Raw genomic sequence first — 25660 nt, forward strand, 5'->3', positions numbered from 1 at the left:
GCCTCGCCTTCCAGTTCCTTCTGACCGGTCTCCGTAATGACATCCTCGATCCGGACCCCTTTGGGAAACTTGTAGGTTCGATTCAGGATCGAGTTGTCTTTTTCGTAGTGGAGAATGGACTGGCCGTCTTCGTCCTTGCTGACTTCCCGTTCGATATGGATTTCCGCTTTTGTGATATCGCATACGACACGGCGCGGGATGCGCTCCATGGCGGCGTTGCTCCTGGCTACGGAGAGGATGGCGCGGATCTGCCGGATGGAACGTTTAAGGTCGCTGGAATAGACGGCGTTTCCGATTTTCGGAAGCGTCAGCGCCAGGATGACGGATATAATCATCAGGGTGACGATCAGCTCAATCAGAGTGAACCCGCGCTCAGGATGACGGATCAAGGCGCCGCCGGGCCGGATCCTATTCAATGTTCCAGCTTTCGATGTCCGCATATTTTCCTTCGCCGCCTTCCTCGCCGTCCGCCCCATAGGATTTGATGTCGTATTCCTTATTGTGCACGCCGGGTGAGATGTAGACATAGGGATTATGCCAGGGGTCGAGCGGCACCTTGTTATTGTCCAGGTACCCCCCCTCGTGCCAGTTTTTGGGGGCGGGTTCTATGGACGGTTTCTCAATGAGGGCCTGGAGCCCCTGCTCGGTTGTGGGGAATGTCCCGTTGTCTCTCTCATAGAGCGCCAAGGCGCTTTGGATATTGCGTATCTGTGCCATGGCGGCGGTACGGCGGGCTTCATCGGTCCGGCCGAAGAGTTTCGGCCCTACGATGGAGGCCAGAACCGAAATGATGACCAGAACCACAAGGAGTTCGATCAGGGTGAATCCTTTTTTGTTGAGCATGAAAAACCTCCTTAATGACCGATTTCTTTTTTTCATTTTGGCAAAAACTTTATTTGTAAATTATGGTTCTTCTCCCATTTAGTGGGTAAAAGGGTTCAAGGGTTCAAGTGAAATACTTAAACGCAAACAAAATCTCCAGAGAAAAACACTGGAACCCTTGATCCTTGATATTTTTAGCACTTCACTCGACCCCTTGAATCCTTGACCCCTTGAACCCTTATGTTTTCACCCACTCTTTTGGAGATGATCCTAAATTACTAATGGATCAGTTGGTTGATCTCGAAAATGGGCAGCAGGATGGAGATCACAATAAACCCCACGACCAGCGCCAATCCCACAATCATAAACGGCTCCAGCAATGAAGTCAGGGTGTTGACGGTCGTGTCGATCTCGTTGTCCGTGATATCCGCCACCTTGTTCAGCATCTCCTCGAGCGTGCCGCTTTTTTCTCCGACATTGATCATATGGATCAGAATAGGCGGGAACACGCCGCTTCGTCTCAACGGTTCATGAATGGACGAGCCTTCCCCAATGTGTGTGCGGGCTTCCTCGATGGTCCTCTCCAGGAGTTTGTTTCCGACCACGTTTTTGACGATGTCGAGGGAGTTTAAGAGCGGGACGCCGTTCTTCAGGAGGGTCCCGAGGGTCCTTGAGAACCTGGAAATGGCGATCTTGCGGTAAAGGGACCCGAAGATCGGCATCTTCAGTTTGAATTGGTCGAAATGAATCCTCCCTTCCTCGGTTTTAATATAGGCCTTGATCCCGGTGAAAGCGGCGGCAAAGAGGAGGAGGAAAAGCCACCAGTAGGACCGGATGAAACTGCTGATTGCGATCAGAACTGCCGTGGGGATCGGGAGGGTCTGCTTCATGTCGGAGAAAATTTTGGTTACGGAGGGCACCACATAGGTCATCAGAAAGAGAAGGATACAGAAGGCGATCGAGACAATGACCGCAGGATAGATCAAGGCCGACTGGATCTTCCGTTTGGTCATGACCTGCTGTTCCAGGAAATCAGCCAGGCGAAGGAGGACGATTTCCAAGGACCCGCTGCTCTCACCGGACCGGATCATATTGACCATGAGAGGGGAAAAGGCCCGGGTGTGAGGGGAGAGGCTGTCGGCAAAACTTCTTCCTTCCCGAACCGATTCACGGACCTGGGAAAGGATCCTCTCGAGACCCTTGTTGTCGATCTGGTCGATAACGGCTGAAAGCGCCTCCACAAGCGGGATGCCGGCATTCAGCAGGGTAGAGATCTGACGGATAAGGATCGAGACCTCGATGGGACTGATGCGGGTAAAAAGGGTGATGCCTGCGGTCCGGTTTTTCCCCGGCATGGACAGCGTATCGGAGAGATCGGTGATGTAGACCTCTTGTTCACGCAGCTTCCCCCTGGCCTCCTGGGACGAGTCTGCATCCACGATTCCGGTGAGGGTCTTGCCTCTCTTGTCAAGGGCTTTGTATTCGTAAACCGGCATAGTTTATTCTTGCGTCACGCGCAGGACCTCTTCGATGGTGGTGATGCCGCTTAGAACCTTGGCGGCGCCGTCCTGACGGAGCGTTCTCATTCCCTCCTGGACCGAGGCCGCTCTGATCATATTGGAATCGACATTCTGGAAAATCAGCTTATTGATCTTCTCCGTGCTCAAAAGCATCTCATAAATTCCAGTCCGGCCGTGATAGCCGGTATGAAAACAGTAGTCGCATCCCTTGCCGTGATAAAAAACGGGATTTTTGAGCTGGGAGGGATCCAGCCCGAGCTCTTCAAGCTCGGCATGTGTGGGTTGGTGTGAAATCCTGCACTTGGGGCAGATGACCCGGACCAGGCGCTGTGCCAGAACGCCGAGCAGAGAAGAGGAGACCAGGAACGGCTCGATCCCCATATCCACCAGCCGGGTCATGGCGCCGGCGGAGTCGTTGGTATGCAGGGTGGAGAAGACCAGATGGCCGGTCAGCGATGCCTGAATGGCGATCTCGGCCGTCTCCCGATCTCGTATTTCACCGATCATGATGACATCGGGGTCTTGGCGGAGGATGGATCGCAGCCCCCGTGCGAAGGTCAGCTCAATCTTGGGATTGACCTGCATCTGTCCGATTCCTTTGATCTGGTACTCGATGGGATCCTCAATGGTGAGAATGTTCTGGTCCGGGGAATTGATTTTGTTCAGGGCGGCGTAGAGCGTCGTGCTCTTTCCGCTTCCCGTGGGTCCCGTGACCAGGATAATGCCGTGGCTCTTACGGATCAGTTTGGAGATCTGATGGTAGGTCTGATCGGGAAGTCCGATGTCCTCCAGGTCATAGATCGTGGCGTTCTTGTCCAGGAGCCGCAGCACCACCCGTTCGCCGAAGGCCGTAGGGATGATGGAAACACGGATATCGACCTCCTTGTTGGCGATTTTGATTTTGATCCGTCCGTCATGTGGAAGCCGCTTTTCCGCGATATTCAGGTTGGCCATGATCTTGATCCTTGAGATCAGGGCGGAGAGGAAACGTCTGGGAGGCTGGAGTCTCTCGTAGAGGACGCCGTCGATCCGGTACCGGACCAGCATCTCCTTTTCATAGGGTTCGATGTGGATGTCGCTGGCGCGGGATTCCACAGCCTGGTAGAGGATGAGGTTCATGAGCTTGATGATGGGCGCCTCGGTCTCGGCGTCCAGCAGGTCCTGGACTTCATCCAGTTCCTCGGCAATGGTTTCATATTCCTGACCGGCAAGATCATCGATCACACTCTCGGCCGTATCCGTGGCGCTTCCAAAGAAGAGGTTGATTTTCTGGTTGATCTGATTTTCCGAAGCCAGATAGGGCTCCACATTCTTCCGAAGCAGTTTCCCGAGGTCTTCCAGAGGGACGATGTTCGCCGGGTCGGAGACGGCCACACGGATCTCATGATCATCCTCAAAGAAAGGGAAGAGGACAAAGCGTTTGAGATAGCTGCGGGGGATCTTTTCCAGAGTCGCTTCGCTCAATTTCGGTTCCGGAATCTCCTGAAGAACAGGAATCCCGATGTTCAGGTGATCTGGGTTCATGGTTGATCTTCCGTCCTGATGGGGGTCCCCGGCGCGCTGTTTTCATTCCCCTGACCGTCCTGAACCGAAGGATCCGGGGCCGGCGGATCCGGATTTTCCTTCAAGGTCTCATCGGGAAGGGCTTTTGGTCCGGTCGGATCTCCCTTGTCTTGCTCTTGTTTTTCCGGAGAACCGTAGAAATCGTATGAAGGCTGCTGAGCCTTATAGTCCTTGTTGGACTCAAAATCCTGTTGTTTCTTTTCAGAGAGTCTCGCCGCCTCCGTGGGATTGGTGACAATGTGCGGCGTCAGGAAGATCATCAGGTTCGTTTTGTTGTTTTTGTTCTGATTTGAGCTGAAGAGATATTTTAAAAACGGCAGATCACCCAAACAGGGAATTTTGGAATGGGTATCATTGATATCATCCTGGATGAGACCCCCGATGACGATAGTATGGCTGTCTTTGACCACGATGGTGGTCTTGGCGGACCGCTTGGTGGTCACCGGCGCCGTGGCCCCGGTCCCGGCCGTGGCTGCGGCATCCACATTGGAGACTTCCTGAGAGAGTTCAAGCCGGACGAAACGGTTCTGGCTGATATGGGGCGTGACCTTGAGCGTGACTCCCACGTCCTTGAACTCAAAGGTCTGAAACACATCATTGACCCCTTGCTGCCCGGTTCGGGCCTGGGTCAGGAAGGGACGGTTCTCACCGACCTGGATCTCCGCCTCCTGGTTGTCCATGGTCAGGATCTGGGGGGTGGCGATGATGTTGGTGTCGGAACGGGTGGCCACGGCTGTGATCAGCGCCGAAATGGAAGGAAATTGGTGGCCGTTGAATGTAATAAAGTTTCCGAAGACGCCCAGGTTGAATCCGGTGACGGATGAGGGGATCGTCCCTTCATTGAGGGATCCTATGGTGGGAAGGAGGGCGCCCTGAGGAAGCGATCCGCCGAAACCCAGGCGGTCAATGGAGTCATCGGCGCCGATGCTCCCTCCAAAAGTTTCCCACTCCACACCGAGGTTGTAAGAATCGCTTCCGCGGACTTCCATGATCAGGGCCTCGATTAAGACCTGTGATCGAGGGATGTCCAGTTTTTCGATGACCGATTTGATCTGCTCATAATCTTCGGGATCGGCGTTGATGATCAGTGCGTTGGTGGCCTTGTCGGCAACGATCCTGATATCCGTCTGGGTCGGGATCTTCTCCGTCCCCTTATTGTCTTTGCCTTTTCCCGCCTTAATTCCGGAGACAAATTCATTCAGGACTGTAACGGCCTCCTCGGCCACGGCGTTCTGAAGATAATAGATGTTGACCCGCCCTTTTCCCTCGGGGGATGGCACATCCAGTCTCCGGACAAGATTGACGATGCTTTCATAATCGTTTTTGGTAGCGAGGACGATCAGGGAGTTGGTCCGTTCGTCCGCAATGATCTTGATTTCGGACGAGACACCGGAGACCGTGGTCGGTGCGGCGGACGGGGTCCCTCTCATCCTGACGCCGGGAGACGATCCTGAAGCGGCGGCGCTCCCTTGTCCGAGGATATCGTTTAAGTGCTCGGTTATGGTCTTGACCGAGGCATACTTGATGGGGATGACATAGAGTTCCGCATGGTATCCCTTGACATCCAGTTCGCCGATGATCTTCAGGATACGGTAAAGGTTGGAATTGAGATCGGTCATGATCAGCGTATTGGTCGGTTTGTAGGAGACCAGATAGCCGTCTTTCGAGAAGAGGGGCCGGATGAGGGCCGCCAGGTCATCGGCATTGACATATTCCAGCCGTGCGATCCGGGTAACGAATTCGTCCGTACGCTCTGAAAGAGAAGGGGCCTTTCCCACCACGGTCTCGATTCCTCTCTGTTTGGCTTCCGGGCTCGGGACGATCTTGATCACCTTATCAGCCGAGACTAGGGTGTATCCCCTGATCTCCAGGATGGATTCAAAAACCCTGTAGGCCTCATCCACAGTGATTTTTTCCGGAGAGACAACAGTGACCTTGCCTTTAACCGCTTCATCGATCAGGAAATTTTTATGCACCAGTTCACTGATGAACTTGATCAAAACACGGATGTCCGCATCCTCAAAGTTCATGGTGATCAGTTCATCTTTCCGGGGCATAGGAGAAGATCCTTGCGGCGGAACTGCAGGGACCGCCCCTGGTGACGGATGGGATCCGGGTATGGGTACGGACGGCGGCTGTACAGCAGGTCCAGGTCCCGGCGTCCGTTGTGCCGCCGTGGGCGCCCCTATGTCCGGCGTGGATCCAGGGGGAGTTCCCTGGGCAGCCGGTACGGCAGGCGGTGTTCCCGGCATCCGCTGCGTTGCAGGGGGAGCCGCCGGCGAAACTTGTTGCGCCTGCTCTGCCGAGGCGTAAGAGAGGAGCATAAAGATAGATCCTGCCAGCAGGACCAGGCAAGAGAGATACATGGTTTGATGATTTTTCATTCTGCGCCCCCGAGTTCAAGATCGATGTTACTCGACCGTATAATTGATGGTCAGGACCTGGTTGTCCCTTTCCACCTCCAGGTTGAGTGTTTTGGCATCTGAGTACTTGTTGAAAATTTCAAAGATGTTTTTAAATTCCTCAGACGAGGTTCCGTTGATGGCCTTGATGATATCATTTTTTTGGAGGCCGAGCTCCGACAGGCGGCTCCCTTCACGAAGATAGGTCACCGTGAATCCGTCTCGTTTCCCTGAAGTAAAATGGGGGATGATCCTCACGTCCCTCATGAGAGATCTGAGGTCACTGGCCGCTTCCTGGATTTCCTGCCGCTGGATCCTCTGAGGGGGTTCGGCAAGGGCGGTGGGTCGGGATTCCCCTTTTTTATCCTGCTTGTCTTCCTGGAACATCAGCAGGAGTTCCTTGCGTCCGTTCCGGTTGATCACCACCCGATCCTCAAAAATGGCGCTTAAGGTGACGCCGCTTCCGATGTTGTCGTTGATATGATAAAGGTTCTGTGCTTTTAAATTGGTATCCTCAATGATGGCAAAGGAACGTTTCCTGTTGCTGACCACCGTGCCCTTTAGGGTTAATTTTAAATCCGTTTTGGGGTGATCCAGGGAATCATCCGCGTTGTTCCCGGTTATCTGGGCGAAGGATGCCCCCTGGAACAGGTTCCGTTCAGTGATCTTGCCGTAAGCCGAAAAGGGTTTGGTCTCTTTTTTCAGGGAAAGCACGTTCTTGTTTGCGGCATCGTGTGGTTTCTCGACATATAGGTGACTGTTGATTATTTTCAAGGCGATATCGGCTGCAAAGAGGATGAATAAGGAGATCAAAATGATTTGAAAAACTCTCTTTTTATGCATTTCATAAACCTTAGAGGTTGTCTAAACCATTTATTTTTATAATAATTTACACATTTTGTCAAGAAAATTGGACTCCATTTTAATATAGCGGGAACTCCCCGCCTATAAAGGCGGGGAGTTCCCGCTATATTAAAAGACTCTTGTACCGAATGTATGATAAATGCCAAAAAAACCGATACATTTTTCTTGACTGGTACCGGTTGTATGATAAAATTTAATAGTAAATACAGTAAATTATCATTCTCTCAGAATAGATAAAAAACAGGGAGAAATCTATGTTAGATCGTCGATACTTGATCCTGGCCTCGGTTGTCTTCATTCTTTTTCCGGGTTGTTCTCATCTCCATCCGGAGGTCATGACCCTATCCGATTTTACCTGGTCCGTTGAAACCGGACCGGTCAATGCCGGACAGTATCGGGCTGTAACCGCCGCCGATCTGAACCAGGACGGCTTTCCGGATTTAATTGCCGGTTCGTTCAATCCGGGAGGGGTGACGATCTGGACGGGAGACGGGAAAGGAAAGTGGCGTCTGGCCAGGAAACCTCCGGTCAACGGGGATGTCCGCTCCATTGCCGTCTGTGATATCAACGGGGACGGGAACCAGGATCTGGCGGTCGTGGGCCAGAGAGATCTTAAAGGGGTGATGGTCCTCTTGCAGGGAGCGGACGGGTCCTGGAAACAAGGGAACTCGCCTGTGGAGACCGGAAGCTACGAGAGCGTGAAGTGTCTGGATGTCAATAAGGATGGGAATCCGGACATCGTCGCAGCCAACAGTTCCGGAGACCAGGAAGGGGGCATCCAGGTCTGGTTCGGCGACGGCAAAGGGGAATGGATCCAGCAGGCCGGGCCGGATGCAGCCCACATCTATCGGGATGCGGCTCTGACCGATATCAACGGCGATGGGAACCTGGATATCATCGCCACGTCCTGGGGGCGCCCCGGGGGAATTCATATCTATCTGGGAAGCGGTGACGGCGCCTGGTCCACATTCCCGAGTCCGGCCAAGGAAGGGGACTTCTGGGGGGTGGCGGTCGCGGATCTGAACCATGACGGATGGATGGACATCGCGGCCACAACCTACTATCAGGGGATCAAAATCTGGACCGGCAACGGCAAAGGAGACTGGCAGGACGTGACCTTTCCGGTGAACCGCGGATTTTACTGGTCTATCCTGGTCTCGGATTTCAACAAGGACGGAAGGATGGATATCGCCGCGAGCTCGGTGGACTCCGGCGGGGTCAGGGTCTGGTTTGGAGGAAAGGTCGGGGGGTGGCTCTCCATGGGAAAAGGGCTCCCGGAGTCCGGGAGTTTTTATGGGCTTACGGCCTCAGATCTGGATGGGGACGGGGTCCATGATCTGATCGCGGCCAGCTATAGTGAAGGCGTGCAGATCTGGTTTGGAGGACATGGAGAAAAACGGGCCGTCAAGGAGATCCAGGCCGTTCCTTCGGGCAGGGAAGCGAAAGAGGCGTCCAATCCTTTTCTGACGCGTTTTGCGGTTCCGTTTGAGCCCAATGGGGAGGATCTGTCCAAGGCTGCCCAGGTTGTGATTGCGGAAATCGTGAAGACATTGCAGAGCTCATCTTATGAGACGATCCGTATAGAAGGTCATGCGGACCGTCTTGAGAAACCCGAGGGACAGGGGTCCCTGATGGCGCTTTCGGAGGCGCGGGCGGAAAAGGTGAAAAAGATATTGGACGAGAGCCTTCAGATCGAACCCGGCAGGATATCCGTAACCGGTTTTGCCGACAGCCGGCCTGCCGAGGAATCCGTGTCCGGCGCCGGATCCGGGAACTCCGTGGTGGAGATCATCATCTCCCATCAGGCGGGCGTGGACGGGCATCCGGCGCCCAGTGAAGCAGAAAAGAAACAGCAGGATGAGTTCATCAAGAGTCAATTCCTGACTGAATACAAGGTCGGACCGGGGGACATCCTCAAGGTCGTTTTCTGGAAACAGTTCAGCGCCGATGAGTATGAAGTGCTGATCCGGCCGGATGGGACCCTATCGTTGTTCATGGTGGATGACCTTTCTGCCGGAGGATTGACCCTCACCGAACTGGATCGTCTGTTGACGGAGAAGTTGAGCCGTTATTTCAAGAATCCGAGGATTGATATTACGATTAAAGAGTTTCACAGCCAGGAGGTGATGATTCTGGGGGCCGTCAATTCCCTGGTACGGCAGCCTACCGGGCCTGGGGTTTATGTTTTAAAGAAACCGACAAAGATTGTTGAACTGCTGACCATTGCAGGGGGACCCCTTCCCACGGCCAACCTGAAAAAGGTGACGGTAACCCGGAAGAACGGGACCACCCTTTCGGTCAATCTCTATAAGGCGATTTTCCAAGCCAACGCCTCGGAGGATATCCCGATCTATCCTGGGGATTCGATTTTTATCCCCGAAACCTCAGAAGGGATGAGCAAGGTTTATGTCTTCGGCGAGGTCAAGAATCCAGGCATCTATGATCTCAAAGAGGGGATGAGCGTCCTGGATGCAGTGGGCAGGGCCGGAAGTTTTACCGAGGATGCCGTGGTCCAGAGCACGCACTTAATCCGCGGAGATCTCTCCAGGCCTGAAGTCATCCCCGTGGATGTCAAACGGTTCTTTCAGAAGGGCGATCTTTCCGCCAACCTGGTCCTGCAGAATAACGATATCATCTATGTTCCCAAAAACAGGATTGCAAGCGTTTCTTATCTCCTGACGAAAATCAAGCCCATGCTCGATTTCGTCCTTTTCCCGTATCAGTTTGAGTCGATGCGCACCACCATCGACCTGAACAAGGAGAATGTCAGGCCGCTGACGACGCCGTAATCCTGTGAGGCATATTGGGCGGACTCGTAAAAAGTCCACAAGGGGGACGGCAGAGTAAAAAGCTCCGGATGCAAGGCAAGATCATTGATCTTATCCATGATGAAAGGGAACCATGAAAGCTATTGATTCATCGCAGTATGAACTCGATCTGAGAGACTACGGCATCATTCTTCTGAAAAGGAAGCGTCTGATCATCATGACCACCTTCCTGATCAGCTTCTTGAGCTTTCTGTTCGCCTTCTCAAAAGAGGCTATTTATGAGTCTACTTCCAGTGTGAAGATCGAGCAGAGCAAAACCGTCGCCGGTCTTTTTCTGGAGGCCTTCAGCTGGAACTCCTGGGACAATATTGCCACTGAGTCCGAGGTCATCCGGAGCACACCGGTTGTGGTCAGGGTCTGCAAATCCCTCGGATTGATCCCGCAGGAGATCTCCTACGATGAGATCAAGGAATCCGGCAAGTATTCCGGCATCGTCAGGGGGATCCAGGGAAAGATCCGAACCGCGCAGGAAGGGAACACCAACATCATCAATATCATCGTCTCTTCCAACGATCCGGTCCAGGTCAAGACCATCGCCAACAGGGTTGCCGAGCAATACAAGGTTTATCATGTCTATGCAAAGACCAATGAGGCGCGCAGGACCCGGGAATTTATCGAGAATCAACTGATAGAGACTCAGAAGGTTCTCTCCAATTCGGAAAAGAAGCTTCAAGACTTCAAGGAAAAACACAAGTTCATTACCCTCGACGCCGAGGTGAATGCGACTCTGAACAGCCTCCAGGCCGCGCAGACGGAACATGAACAGGTCAAACGTCAGGCGCAGGAAACAGACATGATGATCAAACGCCTGGAAGGAACGCAGATTTCAGCCCTGGACCAGGTCCTTTCGGAACGTCCTTATGTCGAGTCGGCCGCATCCGTTCTCGGCCAGTTGAACAGCAAGCTGGTTGAGCTGATCCTCAGCAGGAACAACCTTTTGATTGATTACACCTCGGAGCACCCGCAGGTCAAGGACGTCGACGAGAAGATCATGGATATCAGAAGGGAGATGCTCAAGGAACTGAAGAGCCAGTATGCAGTCTATAACGACAGGGAAAAGACCCTTCAGGACCAGATATCGGGTATCATTGAAAAGAACAAGAACCTCCCCGAATACGAAGTTCAGTTAAGTCAGATCCAGAGAGACGTTCATGTCAATGAGGAACTCTTCTCCCTCCTGAAGACCAAATATCAGGAGGCGCAGATCCGGGAGAAGGAACAGGCCGATGAGGTTTCGGTGATCCGGGCGGCGGACCTGGGGACCCGTATGAATGACAAGCTCTGGTCAACCACTTTCGTGGGGTTGATCATCGGCCTGATGCTGGGCCTGATCATCGCCCTGGTCCGGGAAACCCTCGATACCTCCATCGGGACCATTGAGGACGTGGAGAGGTATCTCCAGATTCCCGTCCTGGGCGTCATTCCCCATATCGACATGTATGAGATCAAGGAGGTCGTCTCCCAGAACGACGAGAAGGATGCCAAGTTTGAGGATCTGCTTGGGAGTCATGCCCATCTCATCACCCAGCTCAAACCCAAGTCCTCTGTAGCGGAGAGCTACCGGACCTTGAGGACCAATATCCAGTTTACCAACCTGAAAAAAACAGGGCAGATCATCCTGTTTACGAGCTCCTCTTTAAAGGAAGGGAAGAGCACGACGGTAGCCAATCTGGCGATCACCAAGGCGCAGGAGGGGAACAAGGTGCTCCTGGTCAACTGCGATCTCCGTAAACCTTCCATCTACAAGATCTTCGGATTGGAGAAAGAGGTCGGCTTGACCGATATTATCCTCGGGAAGATCCCATGGAAGGATGCCGTCAAGGACATCACCGATCTCATGATGGGCAAGATCCGGATGGACGATATCATGAAGACCCCGGGTCTGGAAAACCTGCACGTCATTACGGCCGGGGGGATACCGCCCAATCCGGCGGAGCTTTTGAGTTCAAAGGGAATGAGCGACTTCATGGAGGAGATTCGGAAAGAGTATGATATGATCATCATGGACTGCCCGCCTCTCCTCCCCGTGACCGATGCGGCGATATTAGCTCCAAAAGTGGACGGGGTGGTCCTGGTCTATCAGGCCGGAAGGATACCGAGGAATGCCCTCAAACGGGCCAAGACGCACCTGGAGAATGTCCGGGCCAATATCCTCGGTATTGTTCTGAATGATATAACGGCTGAGATCAGCGGATATTATCCGATGTCTCAATATCAAACCAAATACTATGGTGAAGATACCGGGCGTGATCATGGCAGGAAGAAAGAATGGATGGCCCTGCTGGAGAAGTCTATTCAGAAGGCAAAAAGCCGGATCATGAAGACCCATGTCTCCATGTTTCAATTTTTTGTCCTGGCCCTTTCAGCAATATTGATTCTGGTCGGGTTCTTTTGGCAAAAGAAATAAACTCCATTTATTGATCTCCACTGGATTCAACCGACCTGACCTCTCTTGTGGGCTCGATATGATTGCAACCGACCGGACCAAAATTCATATTTTTTACATCATTCTGCTCTCCATGGCCGTGCTAACCACCCATTTCCTGACCCAACTGACCACAGGGACCTCCCTCAAGGTTGCGGCGGGATGCCTGATCCTGGTGGTTTCCATACTGAGAACCGAGGCGGCCCTCTACATCCTGATTCTTTCCATGCTTTTGTCGCCTGAAATCAAGGTTGCCGGCGGCGCTGGACGGGATGTAGTCCTGAGGGTGGATGATATTCTCCTGGTGATTATCGGCTTGTCCTGGCTTGCCAAGACAGCCCTCTTCAAAGAGATGGGGATATTCAGGAAGACTCCGATCAACCGTCCGATCCTGATCTATGCCGTGGTCTGCGCATTCTCCACCATTCTGGGCGTTCTCTTTGACCGAGTCAGGCCTGCGGACGGTTTTTTCTATGTCCTGAAATATCTGGAATATTTCGTGGTTTATTTTCTCGTCGTCAATCAACTCCGCGGCGGCGAGCAGATCCGGAGATTTGTCTGGGCGATTTTGATCACAGGAGTTCTGATATCCATTTATGGGATGATGCAGATTCCTTCGGGCGTCCGGGTTTCCGCTCCCTTTGAAGGGATCAACGGGGAACCCAACACCATGGGAGGGTATCTATTGCTGCTGATCTCGATAGTTTCAGGATTTTTTCTGACGGCAAAAACCCAGAAAACCAAGGTGATTTATATGGGGCTGGCCGTATTCTTTACGATTCCTTTTATCTATACCCTATCCAGGACCTCCTGGATTGCCGTGATCCCCATGGTCATGACTCTGATCTATTTCAGTTACCGGAAGACCGTGTTGATCTATTTCGTCATTCTGGCCGTTGCCCTGACCCCCATTTTTGCCCCGAAGAGCGCAAAAGAGCGTTTTTTATATACCTTTCAGAAACACCATACGAAATCCATCGTCGTGGCCGGGGTCACCCTTGACCCCTCTTCCTCGGATCGAATTACAAGCTGGGGGAGATGCCTCAATGATTTTGTCCATCACCCGGTCTTGGGATACGGAATCACCGGGTATGGATTCATTGACGGCCAGTACTTCAGGACCCTGGTGGAACTGGGTTTGGCCGGTCTGGTTTCATTGTGGTACTTGATGTTTGTCGTCTTCCGGGAGATCTTAAAAGTCTATCGGGTTTGTACCCGGCCCTATGACAAGGGGCTGGCCCTGGGCATGCTGGCCGGGTGTTCAGCCATGTTTATGCACTCTTTAGGGGCCAATACGTTTATTATTGTACGGATTATGGAACCCTTTTGGTTTCTCGTGGGTATGGTCCTCATTCTGCCCAGACTGCGGATGGCGGCTTGCGACGACGAGGAAGCAGGGTCTTGATTTCATCATGAGGAAGGTATGATCGTATTGGGAATTTGGGGCTACTCCGCAGACAGTCCGGCTCAGGCACACGACAGCGGCGCTGCCGTGATTCGAGACGGCGAAGTGCTGGCGGCGGTTTCTGAAGAGCGCTTGACGAGAAAAAAGTGCGAAGGCTCCTTCCCTGTTCTTTCCATAGCGGAAGTTCTTAGGATATCAAATCTTTCGACAAAGGAAATCAACGCCGTGGCTTTGGCGGGCTTGCCGCCCTTCGGCCGCGCCGGGAAAATGCTCAAATACATCTATAAGACGTACAGAGACACCGGGATTCTCATGTCGAACAGGATCCTCTACGCCCTGCTGACGGCAAAAAAGATCCGGAGGACTCTCCCGGATCTGTTGAACGGGATCACCGTTTATGAGATTGACCACCATGAGGCTCATGCGGCGAGCGCCTACTACACCTGTCCATGGAGCGAGGCCGCCGTCATTACCCTGGACGGCATCGGCGATTCAGCCGTTTGCGGGACCATCGGCGTGGGGAAAAACGGCAGTCTGGTTAAGCTTCGTGAATTCAACGGCTATTATTCGCCGGGAATTCTCTATTCGTTCATCACCCAGTACTTCGGATTCAAGCCGTCACGGCATGAAGGGAAGATTACGGGGTTGGCGGCTTACGGCGATTCGAAGAAGTGTTTCGAACGGTTCCGTACGATCAATCGATATGACGCAGACCGCCATGAATTCTTTTCCGATTATATCCCGTGCCTTTTTAAAGCGAAAAGCTACGATGACTGGAGGATCCCGCTTGTAGACGAGATGCTTGAGGAGGTGGAAAAGGCGGATGTTGCGGCGGCCTTGCAGGAGCTTACAGAACAGAATGTCACGGCCATGGTGAGAGACGCCGTCAACATGACCGGGATTCGAAACGTCGCGCTGGCCGGAGGTCTATTCGGGAACGTGAAGGTCAATCAAAGGATTCGAGAACTGGATTGCGTGGAGGGGGTATACGTCCAGCCCGCCATGTCGGATACCGGATTGGCTTTGGGAGCGGCTTTGAAAGTCTGGGCAACGGCGGCTCTGAAAAAGGGGGGCCGGCCCCTTCCCGTTTTTTTGCGAAATGTTTACCTGGGACCGGAATATACGGACGGGGAGGTTCGGAGGGCGATCGAGAAGTATCAGCTTCCTTATCGGCGTGTGGAGCATCCTGCAAGTTTCACGGCGAAGATGTTAAAAGAGAAGAAGATTGTGGGATACTTCTCGGGAAGGATGGAGTACGGCCCCCGTGCGCTGGGGAACCGATCCATCCTGGCGGATCCGACAGATCGCTCCATTAACGACTGGTTAAATGAGCGCTTGAAGAGAACGGAGTTCATGCCCTTTGCGCCCAGTATTCTGGAAGAGGATGCGGGCCGCTTTTATCCGGATTGGTCGCCTACGGACGTGCCGGGTCGTTTCATGACCATGACCTATGACGTTGATGCGCAGGGAGTTTCCCTGGCGCCGGCGGTGTCGCATATCGACCATACGGCACGGCCGCAGGTGGTGCGTAAAGAAGACAATCCGACCTATCATTCGTTGATTTCAGAGTTCAAGAAATTGACCGGACTGCCCTTGGTGATCAATACGAGCTTCAATATACACGAAGAACCGATTGTCTGCTCCCCGGAGGATGCCATCCGCTCCTTTCTCAATGGAAGTGTCGATGTCCTTGTCTTGGGCCATCACGTTGTAGAGAGCCGGTTGTGATATGGGAACCATCACACGTGTCGCGAAGAATACCTCACTCGTTTCCACCGAGATTATTCTTGTCAACCTTCTTTCCTTTGGCTTCGCGGTCTACGTAACCCGTGCACTGGGCGTGATGGAGTTTGGGAAATTCGCCTTTGCCAAGGCCTTTATGGAAATGCTTGTCGTATGGGCGGATCTGGGTCTGGCCAAACTTCTTATACGGGAAGTCGCAAGAAACAGGGAGGACATATCGTCTTATCTTCCGGATTTTGCAGCGATCAAACTCCTCTTTTCCATTCTAACGGTTGCCATGATCGCTTTGCTCATGCGTATTCTGGGTTACGAACCAGAGGTGATTCGGATCGTCTATATTCTCGGAGGCGCTTATCTCGTTCATTCCTTCACGGGGATTCCTGTTTCCGTATTTCAAGGATATGAACGGATGGGACTCGGATCATCTCTTTCTGTTTTTCGAAGTCTGCTGCTCATATTATTTGGTGTGACGGTTCTGACCGGCGGCTATGGGCTTAAAGGATTGTGTTGGTCGATTTTTGCTGCGAATGCGATCCACGCATTGTCGGCTTTCTTTTTCTTGCTGAATGGTTTTGCACGAATCAAGTTTTGTTTCCACCCGGCCGTATGGTGGAGCATTGCTAAAGAGAGTTTCTCTTTCGGCGTTGGGAGCGTTTTTGTACGGATTTATGCTCGCATTGATTCAGTCATGCTTTCAAAGATGATCGGCATGACCGTCGTGGGTTTGTACAACGCTGCATACAATATTGTCATTGCCCTCATGTTCCTTCCCGGCGCATTGAGTCAGGCTTTGTTTCCCGTCACGTCAAGATACTTTGAAACGGATCCCGACAAGGCAAAGAATATTTTCGAACGCTCCTTTAAATATTCTGTTCTGATCGGATTTCCTGCGGCGACAGGCATCGCCTTCCTGTCGGATAAAATCATTCTGATGATGTACGGCACTTCCTTTAATGAGGCGGCTGCCGCGCTCCGAATCCTAATCTGGACTCTGGCCTTTTCCTTTGCTACGGCCATGCTGGGGAACCTTCTCAATTCAGCAAACCAACAGATACGTACGACCTATAATATGATGATCTGTACAGCCGTCAATATCGGGCTGAATCTGATTCTTATCCCCCTTTATGGTTTTCTGGGTGCAAGCGCCGCCACCGTATTAACGGATGTGAGCCTCGTTACCCTTAGTTACCTGTCCGTTCGGAAATATGTCTATGCTCCGCGTATTGCAATGCCCCTTATAAAGGCTGTTCTCGGCAGTCTTGTAATGGGGGCTGCCTTATATTTCATCAGAGATGGAAGCCTATTTTTAAGCATTTCACTCGGTGCATTGGTTTATGCTGTCATGCTTCTTATTGTCAAAGTCTTTGACCGCGAGGATTGGAATATCCTGCAGAAAATGCTTTTTGTGAAGTCATAGTGGCCCAAGAGTGCGTTAGAGAGACTATGAGTATCTGCCCATTGTGCAAGAAGGGGAGTATGATTCGGACCGAAGATTCCTTGAGGGAAGACAGGATCTGTCCGGCCTGCGGGCAGCGTTACGGGCCGCTTCGTCTTCAAGAGACCCTGCGGGGTCCCGGAGCGGCTGCGCAGATCCTTCGATGGCTGAAGAGGTTATGGACCTACCCGATCTATTACCGGTTTCGGAAGAAGAATATCCATGTGGGCAAAGGCGTTTCCATCTCAAGAGGATTCAAGTTTCTATGGGGGAACATGATCGTAGGAGATGACGTTGCGCTGCAAAACACGTTTTGTGATGACTCCGCTGCCGTGACGATCGGCGCCCGCAGTTTTTTCGGCCATGATGTGAAACTGCTGACTCCCTATCACGACATGGAGTCGTTCGATCAGGACAGACGTCACGCCGTACGCTGCAAGCCCATTCATATCGGACGGGGCGTTTGGATTGCCTCCAGCGCGATCATCCTGGCCGGAGTGACCATCGGAGATGGAGCGGTCGTGGGCGCCGGGGCCGTGGTCACACGGGATGTCCCCGCCTTTACTTTCGTCGCTGGGAACCCGGCAAGAGTGATCCGAACCCTTTTGAAGAAAGAAGCGGGAGAGATGATCGAGGAGAAAGCCTGAACCCATGAAAATATTCCTTGTTGCAGTTCATTTCCATAGCTCCTTCGGCTGGTCCATTGAGCAGGCCCTCAAGCGATGCGGACATGAGGTGATCGTGTTCGATTACCGCAAGGACACGCGCCTGCGCGCTCCGCTTTTGAGCACCCTCTTTGTTCAGCGTATGAATCGCCTGTTGTCGGCTTTGGTGAAGGAGGTCAAGCCGGACTTGACCTTTGTGGCAAAGGGGGAACTGCTTTTTCCTGAAACGGCAAAGAGGATTCGAGAGGTGACCGGCGCTCCGTTGATCAATTGGTTTCCGGATGCGCGGCCCATGGCCTTTGATAATGTCGCCCATGCGCTTTCTTGTTATGATTATTTCTTTACCAAGAACCCCTATTGGAACAAAAAACTTCGTGAAATCGGTTATCAGAATATTCATTTCCTGGCGCACTCCTATGATCCGGAAATTCAGAAAAGGATGCCGCTGACGGAGCAGGAGAGACAAACCTTCGGATCGGAGGTCAGTTTTATAGGCACCATGTATCCGTACCGGCTAAAGGCCTTGGAGAGGGTTCAGGGGATGGATTTCAAAATATGGGGCCCAGGTTGGGAGAAGCTCCCTTGTGATCATCCTCTGCATGGCTCTTGCCAAAGATCCGGCATTATTCGCGGCATAGACCATAGCCGAGTGATCAATGCATCCCTGATCAACCTGAATCTTCACCACTATGATGACATTGATGGTCTGAACCAGCGGTTTTTTGATATCGCGGGGTGCGGCGGTTTTCAACTGGTTGACGATCGGGCCGAAATCGGGCGCTATCTGACCCCCGGCAAAGAGGTCGTCTGTTATCGAGACGTGGAAGAGCTTTGTGAAAAAATCCGATATTACCTTGAGCGCCCGGATGAGCGTGAGGCGATTCGGGAGAACGGATTCAGGCGGATCCGGAAGGGGAATACGTATGATGACCGGATCAAGGAAATCTTCTCTGTGATTCGGACTTGAGCGGATCCCGTGACCCTGCCGTGTCTTTGGCCACAAACCGCCCTGCGCAGGGCCTCGAAAAGGGAAACAAGAAATGGCGCCGCTTCGACCGGGAGATTCAAATGGCCCGCCTAAGAGTGCTTTTCGTAACTGTGGATTATCCTCCACTTATAGGAGGCATGTCTGAGCATGCCTATGGGATCGTGAAGGGTCTTCGGGATCAGGGAGAGGAGGTCTTTGTGCTGGCTCCCCGCCCGGACGGCGCTTTGAGAGGAGATTCGATTCGCTCTGAAGAAAGGATTTATCGCTATCCTTTGTTGAATTCACCCATTTTGCGAATCCTCGTTCTCAGCTATTTCATTTTAATGCTTCTTCTCCGGCACAGGATTCGGGTGGTTCTGAACAATACCTGGTCTCCCTGCGGCATATCCACTTATCTGGTTTCTCGTCTATTGCGAATCCATTACTTTATCCATGCACACGGACTGGATGTGCTTGAGCCCCGGAGAAGCGCGTTTTGGAGGAGTTGGATGATACGGGTGATGCGTCATTCCGATCGGATCTTGCCCGTGAGCCGGTTTACGGCTGAGAAGATACTCAGGCTGGGAATCCCCAAAGAAGCGGTGACGATCCTGAGCAACGGGATTGACCCCGCTCGGTGGCTCGAGTCAAAAAAATCTTCCGGCCTGCTGCAACGAGATTCTCTCCAAGGGAAGAGGATCATTTTGAGCGTCTCAAGACTGGTGAAGAGAAAGGGGCATGATCTGATTCTGCGGGCCGTGGAGAGGCTGTCCGGAGAATTTCCTGACCTGGTCTACCTGATCGTCGGGGATGGTCCGGAAAGGGAACGGCTTGAGTCCCTGGCAAAGGGGCTTCATTTAGACGGGCGGGTGATTTTTACGGGTTATGTGAAAAGTGAAGATCTCCCGGCCATCTATTCTGCCTGTGATCTATTTGTGCTGACGCCTGCCGAGATCCGGGATCAAGGGGATGTCGAAGGATTCGGGATCGTCTTTCTTGAGGCGGGCATCATGGGCAAGGCGGTCATCGGTTCCCGTTCCGGAGGCATTGAGGATGCCGTGGCGCACGAGCAGACAGGGCTTCTCATTCCGTCGGGAGATCAGGACGCTCTGGAACAAGCGCTTCGAACCCTGTTGCATGAGAGGGCATACTGCAGTCAACTGGGGCAAAATGGAAAGGAGCGCGTTTTGAAGGATTATACATGGAGCCGGGTTGCCGCTCATCTCAGGACGATTATCTCTTGCCATGCCGGCCAAAGAGGTAAATAGGGATCGAGGGTTTTGCATGCCGGGGAATGTCGTGAAGAAGAACGTCCTTTTCATAGAAAACACATCCGATCTGATCGGAGGCGGCCAACAGAGTCTTCTGAATCTGCTGCGCTTCCTCGACCGGGATCGATTTTCTCCGATGGTCGTATTCCCTTGTGACGGGCCGTTTGCGGAGAGGATTCTGACCTTGGGAATCCCTGTTTTCTTTAGTGATATGAACACCCTGAAAACGCTCAATGTTCTTCGTTTGGCACAAAGTGTTCGGAGTCTCATCCGTATCCTGCGCAGCCGGAAGATTGATCTTGTGCACACCAACGCATCCAGGACCACATGGTATGCAGGGCTGGCCTGCAGAATGGCGGGGGTATCGCTGGTTTGGCATGTCAGAATCGCGATGCGGGAGTCGTTCTATGATGCGCTGCTGTACCTTCTATCTGACAGGGTGATAGCCATTTCCAATGCCGTGGCGCGCCGGTTCCCGTACCCGAACTCCCGGAAGAAGGTCTCCGTCATTTACAACGGCATTGATCCGGATGAATTCCACCTCGTAGATGCGTCGCCATTCCGGAGAAGATTTAAATTGGACGATAAATTCGTGATCGGCGTTGTCGGACAGATCCATCCCCTGAAAGGCCAGGTTTATGTCATACGGGCGCTCAAACAATTATCAGCGTCATTTCCCCATCTTCACTGTCTGATCGTAGGATCTCCCACCGCTTACCAGAGAGAGTTGGAGCGCATGGTTACAGACCTTGGATTGGAAACCTCTGTCACCTTTACAGGATGGCAGCAGGATGTTCGGGAGGTCATGTCGGCCCTGGACATTCTTGCGGTTCCTTCTCATACCGAAGGCTTCGGGCGGGTCTTGATTGAGGCGATGGCGTGTGAGCGGCCGGTGGTGGCATTTGCCGTTGATGCCGTTCCGGAGATTATCGAATCGGGAGAGTCGGGATTGCTCGTGCCAAAGGGAGATTTGGCCGGTCTGGTTACGGCCATTCGAGCCTTGATTGAAAACAGGGATTTGAGGCAACGAATAGCAAGGAATGGAAAAGAGCGGGTGCGCCGGCTTTTCGACATTCGGGAGAATGTCAGGAGGACGCAGCAGGTTTATGATCTATGTAAAGTGTAATCACTGCGGTCACGATGATACAAGGCTGGTCCAGCAGGTTGACGATACCTATCGGGTCGTTCAGTGCCGTAGCTGTGGTTTGGTCTATACGAACCCCATCCCCGACCTTCACTCTCTTTGCGACCATTACGGTGAAAACTATTACCGTGATTGGATCGAGAAGCAATCGCGCGCCAGAGAAAGGATGTGGAGAAAAAGGATCAGGGAGGTGATGAGACATAAACAGGGCGGCCGGTTACTGGACGTGGGCTGCGGTCTCGAAACGTTCTTGATGCTGGCGAAAGGGCAGGGATTTCAGGTCCAGGGCACGGAGGTATCCTCTTTTATCACGTCTCAAGGGCGTGAAGACGAACCTCCGGATATATTTCGAGGGGAACTTCCGGAAGCTCAATTCCCGGATAAGCGCTTTGACGTCATCACCCTGTGGCACAGTTTGGAGCACATGCCGGATCCAAAGAGGAACCTGATGGAAGTCCATCGCATCATGAAAGACGACGGGTTATTGGTGATTGCCGTGCCCAACCTGAAAAACTATTTTACGCGGTTTTTTTACCGCCTTTACAAGAGAAAAAAGTTCTCCCTGTTTGATCCCGGGGCCAAGGAACTTCACCTGTTTCATTTTACGCCGATCAGCTTGCCCGCCATGCTGCATTCCGTCGGATTTTGCGTGGAGCAGTTGCGGCTGGATTTGTCCGCCGTGGTATTCCAGCGGAAAATCATCGACTGGATCAGCGGACTCGTCTATGCCGCGACCCGCGCCAACTTTGCCGATGGATTTAAAATATTTGCAAGGAAGTCCGGTCACACCGCACAAAAAGCCCAATGAAAAAAACCAGGATGGGCTTGTATGTGAAGGGATGGCTTCGGGAATGAAATCACTGCTTAAAACTCGTCAGGTTCTGAAACGTCTCTTCGTGTTCATGAGAACGGTTTTTCTTCTAAGCGCGGGGCGTTTTGTTGTTCCCAGGAAAAGGAGCGGGATTCCGTCAAAACCCGTCAAGATCCTTGTGATCTCCCAGACGCGCCTGGGAGATGCTGTGCTGTCCGTTCCCCTCCTGACGGTTCTTCACGACCGATTCCCCTCAGCGCAGATTCATGTGCTTGCAAATCGGTATATACGGGAAGTCTATGAGATGTGCCCGCACACCACCGGGATCATGGAGTTGGAGAGCGTTTTCGGGCCCTTGGACTGGGCGCATGACATCAGACGAATCCGAAGGGAGAAGTTCGATTGGGTTATAGATCTGAATACGGACGGATCTTTGATGCCGGCGGTTGCGGCCGGGTACTCAGCCGCGCCATGCAGAATCGGTTATGGACAGGATGGACGGCGTATCTTCTTTGACGCCGCGCTCCCTTTTCCCAAGGAAGGGCGGCATATGGTGGATCTGATTCTGGGTACTCTGGCGCCCCTCGGACTTTCCAGGGACCGGCCCGGTTTTGATCTGGTGATCCCTAAGGCGGAAGAGAGAGATACAGCCGCTATGCTGGAGCGGATCGGCGTGAAACGCGGCCGCCCGGTTGTCGGGATTCATCCCGGTGGAGTCCATCCAACCCAGCGCTGGCCTGCGGAGAATTTTGCTGATCTTTCCGACCTTATCCTCCGAAGCGGAGAAGCTCAGGTTCTCTTGCTTGGAGGGCCGAAGGATCAGATTCTGCTTTCGGAAATCGTCAACCGGATGCAAGGCGCGCCGATTCAATTCCCTCCCGTGACCCGTATCAAAGGTCTTGCAGCGCTCTTGAACAATCTGAATCTGTTGGTGTGTAATAATTCCGGCCCTCTTCATTTGGCCTCGGCTCTTTCTATCCCGACGATTTCATTTATGGGGCCCACGCGGGCCGAACAGTGGCGGCCTGTAGGAGAAGGGAATACAGTCCTCCGAAGGGATGACCTCGATTGTATCGGGTGTAATATGGGAATATGTCCGGTTAAAACGCATGCATGCATGTACGGAATCTCGCCGACAGAGGTATTTGAGACCATCCGGAATCGTCTGGCGCAAGACTCCAAGATCTTGTCTTCATAATAGTGCCGGCTGAGGAAGTTCATTTCTTCGTATTCCTTGAAGGCGCGGATGCAGAAGGAAATGAACTCTCCTTTTTCCCGCTCGAAAAGAACCCTGCCGTTCTGGGCGACCTCATACCGTAAGGCTGAGGAGACGCTGTTCAGACAGACGACGTCCAACCGGTCTACGACAAGCAGATGAATCTCCGGGCGGGATATCCCGTAAAAACAAAGCTGGGGATCAATCGGAGGAAAGCACCAGAAGTTTTTTCTCAACGAGGTCCCGGATCAGGTCCAGGGCCTGTTTCCGGATAACGGCCGGGTCTCCCTCAAACTCCTGAGGAAGAAGAGAGAGGATTTCTCCCAACGGCACGTCTTCATTGCAGAGATCCCAGATCCGGGCGCCGGTCTCGTTCAAGAGGTAAGGTTCCCCGTTTTCTTCATCAAACAGGACGGTATTCCCGTCCTCTTCTCTCCAGAGCACGTTGGATGGGATGCTCGGTTTGCGATGGTCCGTTGTCATATATCACCCTTATATTGAGGGATGAATTAACTGAATACTGTGTTCTTGGTGGACTGACTGCAAGAGACCGAGCCTGTCGGGATATTATTCTTGCCGCAGACGATTCCCCGTTCGAGGCCCGTGGTGCAGAAATAGTTTCCCACACCTTGAACCGAGATGGATGTGAGTTCGGGTTTTATCCATGGTTTTTTCGGTTTTGTTGCCATATTTTATACTCCTTACTTTGTTTGAGAAAGCCTTACACAGGGGGCATATTCCCCCCAGACATCGTCGGTGCGGAGATAGGCCTCGGCCCTGCAGCCGCCTTTACATTCATGCAGGGATTCACAGCCGCGGCACCGGCCGTGAAGGTTTTCCACCTGCAGGAACTGGGCATAAAGCGGGATCTGCTCCCAGGCCCCCTGTATCCCGTATTCCAGGACATTGTTTGAGAGCCCCCAGACGTGGGCCGGGGTGCAGGGGGTCATGTTCCCGTCCGGCATGATCAGGCAGGTGGAGGCGGTTTCGCTCCCCACGGTGCAGGTGCTGGGCCTTCCGATCTCATTAAAGAAGAGGGTATGGTTCCTGAAAGAAACCTTCACGCCCATCTCATTCAATGACCGGATACTGTCCATGGCCTCACGAAGTTCTTTTTCAAGGGGCCGTAAGGATTCGTAATTCAAAAAGCCGCGGCCTGTCGGTGTCATCTCGGAGGCATTGATCAGGGAGGGTTCGAAGGGGAGAAGCTTATGGACCAGCCGGGAGAGGTCATGGATATTCTCCCGGGTGATGGTCACCTTGATATGCAGGTCAAGACCCGCATCGTGGATCCAGCCGAGGGCCTTGATGATCCGATCAAAGGCATGCCCACCCATGATGGCGTCGTTGATCTCCGGTCTGGAGCCGTGCAGGCTCACCTGAATCCGGTTCAGACCATAGTCTTTAAGGCCCTGAACCGTTGCCGGGTCCAGTAAAATTCCGTTGGTGGTCAGGACCGTGAAGATTCCGTTCTCGCGGAGACGTCCGACATAATCCAATGTTTCGGGGATCAGGAGGGGCTCCCCGCCGGTGAGGTAGACCTTCAGGACCCGGCATTGGATCAGGTCTTCGAGAATGAGGGCCCGTTTTTCGGCATCCAGTTCATGGTCTCGGATCTCGAGATCCGATTCGCTGAGGCAGAAATTGCACGCCATGTTGCACCGGTCCGTGAGACACCAGAAGACTTCAACGGGGGTTTTTAAGAGCATGGGTCAGCCTGTCTTTAAAATGTCCAAAATGATGCCGGGCAAAACGGGAAAATCCCTTATAATATTATATTTTAACCGGGTTATGGCTATGCTGTCAATGATCGATTTTGAGACGTCAAAAGCGGCCCGGTTATGGCGGATCAGGTCTTCCCGGGCCGTATCCGGAGACTCCTGAATCTTGGCTGCTTCCAGGGAGGCGAGCAGGGAGAAAAAGGCCTCAGCCTTATCCATTTTATCAGCATAAATGGATAAGTGGTTGATATTGTTGTCTAAAAATATCACTTTTTTTAATGGGGCACTTTCCGGAAACGGTTCTCTAAGGTCGATCCGGAAAACTTCTTCATCCATGCTTTGCACCAAGGTCTTTTCATGGGCCATCAGGCCGAGTTCCGGATGGAGATTCATCACGTCCCGGGTGATCCGGATCCTGCGGGGGTAGGGAAGGATCTGGAACGACCCGTTGCTTTCCATACGGATGAAGCTGTCCTCTTCGGAGAGATAGCTGAATCCGTATTTCGTCAGGAGGCAGGAAAGGGAGGTCTTGCCTGAGTTGGTCTTGCCGAGGAGAAGGAGACCCCTCCCATCCTTGTAAAGGGATGCCCCGTGAAACACTGCCAGGTCTCCCATAAGAGAGAGTTCCAAGTGGACCAGGAAGCCGGTGACCCCGAAGAGGATGACCGCAACCGCATCCGCCGGGCACGAGCCGCTGATATAGAGATGGACGGTCCGGTTAGGGATGTTCAGCACGGAGACGGTATCTTTGCGGATCCAGTGGATTTCGTCTCCGGGATCTCTCCGAAGCGTCTTGAGCGGTGTTTTGTCCTCATCGAGGTCTTGTTTTTGTGTCAGGGAGAGACGGATCCGGGGAGA

Annotated in this window: 20 protein-coding genes and 2 pseudogenes; 11 read left to right on the plus strand and 11 right to left on the minus strand. The window is 52.8% G+C overall.

The features are described 5' to 3' along the window. From AUK29_05350 to AUK29_05380, 7 genes and pseudogenes are all read right to left on the minus strand, one after another. Positions 1-416: pseudogene (locus tag AUK29_05350) on the minus strand (hypothetical protein). After that, positions 409-879 carry a type II secretion system protein GspG gene (locus AUK29_05355; GenBank protein OIP64110.1) on the minus strand — a complete coding sequence of 157 codons (471 nt, stop codon included), beginning with the start codon at positions 877-879 and terminating at the stop codon, positions 409-411. The pseudogene AUK29_05350 and the gene AUK29_05355 overlap by 8 nt, the downstream one beginning before the upstream one ends. A gap of 221 nt (positions 880-1100) precedes the next feature. Continuing rightward, on the minus strand, positions 1101-2318 hold the full coding sequence (locus AUK29_05360) for a type II secretion system protein GspF (protein OIP64111.1): 1218 nt from the start codon (positions 2316-2318) through the stop codon (positions 1101-1103). Positions 2319-2321: 3 nt separating this feature from the next. Beyond that, entirely contained in the window at positions 2322-3866 is a 1545-nt protein-coding gene (locus AUK29_05365) for a type II secretion system protein GspE (protein OIP64112.1), read from the minus strand. Next, entirely contained in the window at positions 3863-5962 is a 2100-nt protein-coding gene (locus AUK29_05370; GenBank protein ID OIP64113.1) for a type II secretion system protein GspD, read from the minus strand. Before AUK29_05370 ends, AUK29_05365 begins: the two co-directional genes overlap by 4 nt. After that, a complete protein-coding gene (locus tag AUK29_05375) occupies positions 5946-6260 on the minus strand; it encodes a hypothetical protein (GenBank protein OIP64114.1) in 315 nt (104 codons plus the stop codon). Before AUK29_05375 ends, AUK29_05370 begins: the two co-directional genes overlap by 17 nt. Positions 6261-6316: 56 nt before the next feature. Further along, a complete protein-coding gene (locus tag AUK29_05380) occupies positions 6317-7150 on the minus strand; it encodes a type II secretion system protein GspC (GenBank protein ID OIP64115.1) in 834 nt (277 codons plus the stop codon). A gap of 293 nt (positions 7151-7443) precedes the next feature. On the opposite strand from AUK29_05380, the gene AUK29_05385 reads away from it, so the two are divergent. The 11 genes from AUK29_05385 to AUK29_05435 all read left to right on the plus strand — a co-directional run bounded on the left by AUK29_05385 (position 7444) and on the right by AUK29_05435 (position 23063). Next, positions 7444-9960, plus strand: coding sequence for a hypothetical protein (locus tag AUK29_05385; protein ID OIP64116.1), 2517 nt, complete (start codon positions 7444-7446; stop codon positions 9958-9960). 112 nt (positions 9961-10072) lie between these two features. After that, positions 10073-12406, plus strand: a complete 2334-nt coding sequence (locus AUK29_05390; GenBank protein ID OIP64117.1) for a hypothetical protein — start codon at positions 10073-10075, stop codon at positions 12404-12406. Between the two features lie 118 nt (positions 12407-12524). Continuing rightward, a complete protein-coding gene (locus AUK29_05395) occupies positions 12525-13829 on the plus strand; it encodes a hypothetical protein (GenBank protein ID OIP64129.1) in 1305 nt (434 codons plus the stop codon). Positions 13830-13847: 18 nt separating this feature from the next. Next, positions 13848-15557 (plus strand): hypothetical protein, encoded by a 1710-nt coding sequence (locus AUK29_05400; GenBank protein OIP64118.1) that lies wholly within the window; start codon positions 13848-13850, stop codon positions 15555-15557. A gap of 1 nt (position 15558) precedes the next feature. Then, positions 15559-16989 (plus strand): hypothetical protein, encoded by a 1431-nt coding sequence (locus AUK29_05405; GenBank protein ID OIP64119.1) that lies wholly within the window; start codon positions 15559-15561, stop codon positions 16987-16989. A 59-nt stretch (positions 16990-17048) separates the two neighbouring features. Further along, complete coding sequence (locus AUK29_05410) at positions 17049-17654, plus strand: hypothetical protein (protein OIP64120.1); 606 nt, start codon at positions 17049-17051, stop codon at positions 17652-17654. Between the two features lie 4 nt (positions 17655-17658). Further along, on the plus strand, positions 17659-18639 hold the full coding sequence (locus tag AUK29_05415; GenBank protein ID OIP64121.1) for a hypothetical protein: 981 nt from the start codon (positions 17659-17661) through the stop codon (positions 18637-18639). After that, a complete protein-coding gene (locus AUK29_05420; protein ID OIP64122.1) occupies positions 18636-19907 on the plus strand; it encodes a hypothetical protein in 1272 nt (423 codons plus the stop codon). The genes AUK29_05415 and AUK29_05420 overlap by 4 nt, the downstream gene beginning before the upstream one ends. Before the next feature lie 16 nt (positions 19908-19923). Further along, entirely contained in the window at positions 19924-21036 is a 1113-nt protein-coding gene (locus tag AUK29_05425) for a hypothetical protein (GenBank protein OIP64123.1), read from the plus strand. Further along, positions 21017-21862, plus strand: coding sequence for a hypothetical protein (locus tag AUK29_05430; protein OIP64124.1), 846 nt, complete (start codon positions 21017-21019; stop codon positions 21860-21862). The genes AUK29_05425 and AUK29_05430 overlap by 20 nt, the downstream gene beginning before the upstream one ends. A 43-nt stretch (positions 21863-21905) precedes the next feature. Then, complete coding sequence (locus tag AUK29_05435) at positions 21906-23063, plus strand: hypothetical protein (protein OIP64125.1); 1158 nt, start codon at positions 21906-21908, stop codon at positions 23061-23063. 219 nt (positions 23064-23282) lie between these two features. Here the strand turns inward: AUK29_05435 and AUK29_05440 are convergent, their stop codons facing one another. The 4 genes and pseudogenes from AUK29_05440 to AUK29_05455 all read right to left on the minus strand — a co-directional run bounded on the left by AUK29_05440 (position 23283) and on the right by AUK29_05455 (position 25660). After that, a complete protein-coding gene (locus tag AUK29_05440) occupies positions 23283-23564 on the minus strand; it encodes a hypothetical protein (protein ID OIP64126.1) in 282 nt (93 codons plus the stop codon). 26 nt (positions 23565-23590) lie between these two features. Next, positions 23591-23770 (minus strand): hypothetical protein, encoded by a 180-nt coding sequence (locus AUK29_05445; protein OIP64127.1) that lies wholly within the window; start codon positions 23768-23770, stop codon positions 23591-23593. A 12-nt stretch (positions 23771-23782) separates the two neighbouring features. Next, on the minus strand, positions 23783-24790 hold the full coding sequence (locus tag AUK29_05450; protein ID OIP64128.1) for a hypothetical protein: 1008 nt from the start codon (positions 24788-24790) through the stop codon (positions 23783-23785). Positions 24791-24793: 3 nt separating this feature from the next. Further along, positions 24794-25660 (minus strand): annotated as a pseudogene (locus AUK29_05455) (hypothetical protein).

It is taken from the genome of Nitrospirae bacterium CG2_30_53_67, from assembly GCA_001873285.1.
Classification (GTDB): Bacteria; CG2-30-53-67; CG2-30-53-67; order CG2-30-53-67; family CG2-30-53-67; genus CG2-30-53-67.